The 5,770-nt window shown below is 47.6% G+C and carries 5 protein-coding genes and 1 pseudogene; 5 read left to right on the top strand and 1 reads right to left on the bottom strand.

The features are described from left to right. Positions 1 to 527 (bottom strand): annotated as a pseudogene (locus Q0095_RS02025) (ABC transporter substrate-binding protein); the annotation flags it as partial. 121 nt (positions 528 to 648) lie between these two features. Here Q0095_RS02025 and Q0095_RS02020 point away from each other — a divergent pair. From Q0095_RS02020 to Q0095_RS02000, 5 genes are all read left to right on the top strand, one after another. Beyond that, a complete protein-coding gene (locus Q0095_RS02020; RefSeq protein WP_297880889.1) occupies positions 649 to 1,995 on the top strand; it encodes an FAD-dependent oxidoreductase in 1,347 nt (448 codons plus the stop codon). A gap of 311 nt (positions 1,996 to 2,306) precedes the next feature. Beyond that, a complete protein-coding gene (pyk, locus tag Q0095_RS02015) occupies positions 2,307 to 3,776 on the top strand; it encodes a pyruvate kinase (protein WP_297880887.1) in 1,470 nt (489 codons plus the stop codon). A gap of 430 nt (positions 3,777 to 4,206) precedes the next feature. Continuing rightward, complete coding sequence (locus Q0095_RS02010) at positions 4,207 to 4,608, top strand: aryl sulfotransferase (RefSeq protein ID WP_297880885.1); 402 nt, start codon at positions 4,207 to 4,209, stop codon at positions 4,606 to 4,608. Next, positions 4,601 to 4,861, top strand: coding sequence for a cation transporter (locus Q0095_RS02005; protein WP_005871832.1), 261 nt, complete (start codon positions 4,601 to 4,603; stop codon positions 4,859 to 4,861). The genes Q0095_RS02010 and Q0095_RS02005 overlap by 8 nt, the downstream gene beginning before the upstream one ends. Positions 4,862 to 5,097: 236 nt before the next feature. Then, on the top strand, positions 5,098 to 5,770 hold a 673-nt coding region (locus Q0095_RS02000), incomplete at its 3' end, for a M28 family peptidase (RefSeq protein ID WP_297880883.1).

Raw genomic sequence — 5,770 nt, 5'->3', positions numbered from 1 at the left:
CCGCCAAAGCTTGGAATTCTAAATTTAAGCCCTTTTAAATCATCTAGCGTATTAATCTCTTTTTTAAACCAGCCACCCATCTGCATGCCGCTATTTAGGATATTAAAGACCTTTAGATTGTTTTTAGCATAGAATTTATCCGCTAGCTCCTTGCCCCCACCGAAGTAATACCAAGCGTGCTGTTCGTCTTTAGTCATACCAAAAGGCACGGTCGTAAACAGCATATTCGCGCTATTTTTGCCTTTATAATAGTAGCTCGCAGTATAGCCTAAATCGTATTGTCCGTTTTTGACCATATCATAGATCGCAAAAGGTGCTTTATGTTTGCTAGGCGCGTCGATGCTGATTTTTAGTCTGCCATCAGACATACTATCTGCAAGATCTGCCATCCGCTTGGCGACATCGCCTACGATAGGCATACTAAGCTCGTAAGTCTGAGCTAGCTTAAGGCGATAAACTTTCTTATCTGCGCCCCACAGCGACGTGGCTATAATCAAACTTAATCCGACAAGAATCGATTTTTTCATATACTACTCCCAAAATGAAATGGTGCGAATTTTATATAAAATCATCTAAATTCACGCTTTTATAACTAGCTTTTAAGCGAAATTTTCGCACAATTGCAGCCAAATTCGATAAGGAAAGGGCATGCAAGAAAAACATTACGAAGTAATCATCATAGGCGGCGGTATCACGGGCAGCGCGTTAGCATATGTATTGGCAGAATTTAGCGGGATCAAAAATATCGCTCTACTTGAAAAATACGAAGGGCTTGCGACGCTAAATTCTAAAGCCAGTGCAAATTCCCAGACGATTCATTGCGGCGACATCGAGACCAACTACGACCTGCAAAAAGCGACCGAAGTCAAGCGCAAGGCGGATATGATCGTGAAGTATTGCCAAAAGCACGGATATGAGAATAAATTTTTATTTCAGGGGCAGAAAATGGCTCTTGGCGTGGGCGAAAGCGAGGTAGAGCTAATTAAAGACCGCTTTGAGAAATTTAAAGAGCTTTATCCGTATCTGCAGCTTTTTGACAAGGAAGAGCTCAAAAAAATCGAGCCCAAGCTAGTTTTTGACGGGCACGGTGAGGAGCGAGCGGAGGATATCGTAGCAATGGGCGTGCAATCGGGAGTTTACACGACGATCGATTACGGCGCGATGGCGAATTCCTTCGTGCAAAACGCTAAAAACGTGGAGGGCAAAACCTGCGATCTATATCTAAACTCCGAGGTGCAAAACATCACTAAAGTAGGCGATAAGCTCTATATCCGCACTGCAAATAGACTCTCGCTAAGCGCCGATTTCGTAGTCGTAGATGCAGGCGCTCACTCGCTGTGGCTGGCGCACAAAATGGGGCTGGGGCAGGATTTTAGCACGATCTGCATCGCGGGCAGCTTCTATCTAACCAAGCAAAAGCTTCTAAACGGCAAGGTTTACATGGTGCAAAACCCAAAGCTTCCATTTGCCGCGCTTCACGGCGACCCCGATCTTTTGGCGGACGGCTGCACGAGATTTGGCCCTACCGCACTTACGCTACCGAAGCTCGAGCGCTACAAGGGCTGTCGTTCGGTGCCGGAATTTTTTCAATCATTAAATTTTGACATGGACGTAGCCAAGGTCATTTGGCAAAATTTTGGCGATAGCGAGGTAAGGGACTTCTTAATCCGCAATATAGGCTTTGAGATACCGATTTTAGGTAAAAAGCTTTTCGTCAAAAATGCGCGCAAAATCATACCTAGCATCCGCGAGGAGGATATTTACTACGCCAAGGGCTTTGGCGGCGTGCGCCCACAAGTAATCTCACACTCGCAAAAAAAGCTGCTTTTAGGCGAAGCTAGAATAGGCGAAAATCCGGGGATTATCTTTAATATGACCCCAAGCCCAGGTGCTACGAGCTGCCTAGGTAACGCGCTTCGCGACGCAAAAAGCACCTGCGAATATTTGGGAGTGAGCTTGGATGATGCAAAATTTGACGCGGAAATGATGCAATAAAGAGGAATTTTTAAATTTCGCTCGGGCAAGAATTTTAAAATTTTACTTCGGCGAGGACTTTAAAATTTTGCTCGCGCTTCACATATATAGAGAGTTTTAAAATTTCATTCAAACGCGAATTTTTAGAATTTAACCCGCACCGCAAGCTATGAAATTTTAAAATTTCACCGTGCCGTAGAATTCTAAAATTCTCGCGCACCATAAAATTTTAAAATTCCTTCATCTAACGAATTTTAAATTTTAGAAATTTCAAAATTTTGCGCAAAATTTCGCCCAATGCGGCGATAAATTTTAAATTTAAAGGAGAAAAGATGCTTAAAAAAACCAAAATTTTAGCGACCATCGGGCCTGCGAGCGACAGCGAAGAGATGATGAGCGCGATGGTAAAGGCGGGCTGCAACGCCTTTAGGATGAACTTCAGCCACGGCACGCACGAGTATCACGAGGCAAATTTAAACAAAATCCGCGCCGTAGAAAAGAGCCTGGGCGTGCGCGTAGGCGTATTTCAGGACATCAGCGGTCCAAAGATCCGCGTCGGCAAGCTAGAGGAAAATTTTAAACTAAAAACGGGCGATAAAATCACCTTCCTTCCTCGCGAAATAATCGGCAAAAAGACCGCGGAAGGCGAATACGAGCTGTGTATCAACCACCCCGAAATTTTGCCGTTAATGAAGGTGGGCGAGTTTATCTACCTCTACGACGGTTCGATCCGCGCCAAGGTAGTCGCGGTAAGCGAGCAAGGCGTGCGAGCGGTGCTCGAAAACGACGGCTTTTTAAGCTCAAATAAGGGGGTGAACTTCCCAAATACCCGCCTAAATATCGACGTCATCACTCAAAAAGACCTCGCAGATCTGCGCTGGGGCGCGGCGCACAGCGTAAATTTCGTAGGCATCTCCTTCGTGCAGTCGCAAAACGACATCCTGCGCGTGCGCGAAATTTTAAACTCTCTGGGCTCGAAAGCTAAAATTTACGCCAAGATCGAGAAATTCGACGCGGTCGAAAATATTGAAAAGATCATCGAAGCAAGCGACGGCATAATGGTCGCGCGCGGAGATCTGGGCATCGAAATGCCGTTTTATGAGATCCCGCGCATCCAAAAGCGCATCATAGCGTTAGCCAACGCCCGCTCAAAGCCCGTCATCACCGCAACGCAGATGATGCTTAGCATGACCGAGCACGAGCGCGCCACCAGAGCCGAGATCAGCGACGTCGCAAACGCCGTGCTCGACGGCACCGACGCCGTAATGCTAAGCGAGGAAAGCGCCATCGGCAAAAATCCCGCAGCCGTAGTTGCCGCGATGAGCGAGACGATCCGCGAGACCGAAAAGATCTATCCTTACGATAAATTTAACGATTACGATTTCTACGACGAGACCGATATGATCACTTCGAGCACCGCAGCGCTTGCCGCAAGGCTGGGCGCGGGCGCGATACTTTCGATCACGGGCTCGGGGCGCTCGGCGATCAAACTCGCACGCAACCGCGCCAAAATCGACATCATCGCAATCGCACACGACGAGCAGACCGCGCACGCGCTAAGTCTCGTGTGGGGCGTAAATCCAGCGATGGTCAGGGAAAAAACGAGCATCAACTCGCTGCTCGCACATATCATAAGCGAGGCTCTGCAGCGCGGGCTCATCGAAGAAGGCGGCACCTACGTGATGACGGCGGGCTTTCAAAGCGGCCATCCCGGCAGCACCGACTACATCCGTATCATCAAAAAAGATCAGATCGATTTCTACCGCGACGCGGCAGAAACGGGCTTTGAAAGTAAAATTTAAAGCGTAGCCAAAGGTCATAAAGTCAGAGGCTGCGGCTAAATTTAATTTCGTTACGAGATTACGAGCAGCAACGTCGCGTTTATGTCGTGATAGAATTTGCTAAATTTAATTCCATTGCGAGATGACGGTGCAGGGATTTAGCACTAAAACTTTGGTGGCGCTTCGGCGGCTTTATTTCACGCAGATCAAGAACCAGCACGCGAACATTTATGCCTTTGATTTCATGGCTCACCGCGGACTGGCAAATTTATTTTATGCGACACCGCACGGCGCGCCACGACCAATTTATAGCCGCATTTGGCGCTAAATAGTAAGTATACGACGCTTAAAAGGGTGAAATTTAAATTTAAAATTTGCGGATAAAATTCTACGCCAAAAGCCGACGAGGATGCGACAAGATTATGACAAGATTATAATTAAAAGGTAAAATTTGAAAACCGAACTAGAAAATTCCGCGCAAGAAACCTTGGCTCAAAAGCGAGAATATCCTGACAAAAATCGCTTCAGCACGCGCAGTCTGTGGCTGATATTCGCCGCGATTTTTAGCGCGGTTGCGGCGACGTTTTGCTGCCTGCCCGCGCTTTTATTTTTGATTTTCGGCGCGAGCTTTTCCATTTTTTCAGGCGCAGAGGCTTTCGGTGACTACCGCGCGCCGTTTTCTGCGTTAGCGCTTTTTTGCTTCGCGCTTTCTGCATTTTTCTTTTTCAAAAAGCCGCGCGCATGCTCGCTGCAAAGCGGGCGTAAAAAGTGGATTTTAATCTACGCGCTCTTAGGAGCCTTGCTTGCCTTTATGCTTACATATCCTGAAATTTTAGGAGGGCTTTATGCGTAAAATTTTGTTTTTGATGCTTGGATTTACGGCGCTTTTTGCCGACAAAGAGGTTAAAATTTACGTGGAAAAAATCCACTGTCCGCTCTGCACCACGATCGTGCGAAAGGCGCTTTTGCAAACGCCAGGCGTGATAAGCGCGAAGGTTTCACAGCAGAGCAAAACAGCAACCGTCGCGGCAAAAGATGACGCAAACGAGACCGCGATGCTTGAGGCAATCGCTAAAACGGGCTATGAAGGCGTAATCGTAAAATAAAAATCCCCGGCAAAATTCTGACTAAATTTTAAATAAAATTCTTGCTAAATTTCGGTAAAATTCATGCGACTTTGCATAAAATTTCATTTTGCGCGGCTTGCCTGCAGCGTAAGCTAGCGCGATTGATAGAATTCTGTGCGTGTATTTTGCAGAAGCACTATATCGGCGCGGTCGCGCTTAAATTTAACGGGCGTGTCGCAATAACGCGCGGATGTAATAAATTCAAAGGAGCAAACATGCAAAAAAACGAGGTTATGAATGATTTTAAAAAGCTGTGCGAGATACCGCACTGCAGCTGCGAAACGGAGCAGATGAGGGAGTTTTTAGCGGATTTTGCGCGCTGCCAGGGCTTTCACGTGAGCGTCGATGAGGCGGGTAACATCCACGCTGCAAAAGGCGAGCCTAAAATCTGCCTGCAAAGCCACTACGACATGGTTTGCGTGGGTGCGGCGCCGAATTTGCAGCTCATCGAAGAAAACGGCATCCTAAAGGCTAAAAACTCGAGCTTGGGCGCTGACGACGGTATCGGCGTAGCGATGATGATGGGCGCAATGAGGAAGTTTGCGAATTTAGAGTGTCTATTTACCAACGACGAAGAGGTCGGGCTCGTGGGCGCAAACGCCTTTAAAGGTAAAATTTTATCGCCGAATTTGCTAAATTTAGACAGCGAAGAAGACGACCGCGTGACGCTGGGATGCGCCGGCGGCATAAACGTGAGCGCGAGAATCGGCGCGCAGACCATCAAGAAGAGCGGTAAAATTTACGAAATCGGCGTCACCGGGCTTAGCGGCGGACACTCGGGCAACGAGATACACAAAAATATCCCAAATGCAACGAAGCTGCTAGCGAAATTTCTCGCCGAGGAGGGCTGCGAGATCATCCGCATCGCCGTGCCCAACGCCGCCGTGC

The organism is uncultured Campylobacter sp. (genome assembly GCF_938045535.1).
Lineage (GTDB): Bacteria > Campylobacterota > Campylobacteria > Campylobacterales > Campylobacteraceae > Campylobacter_B.
Note: the sequence above shows the minus strand (reverse complement) of the source record. Positions and strands in the feature narration are given on the sequence as shown.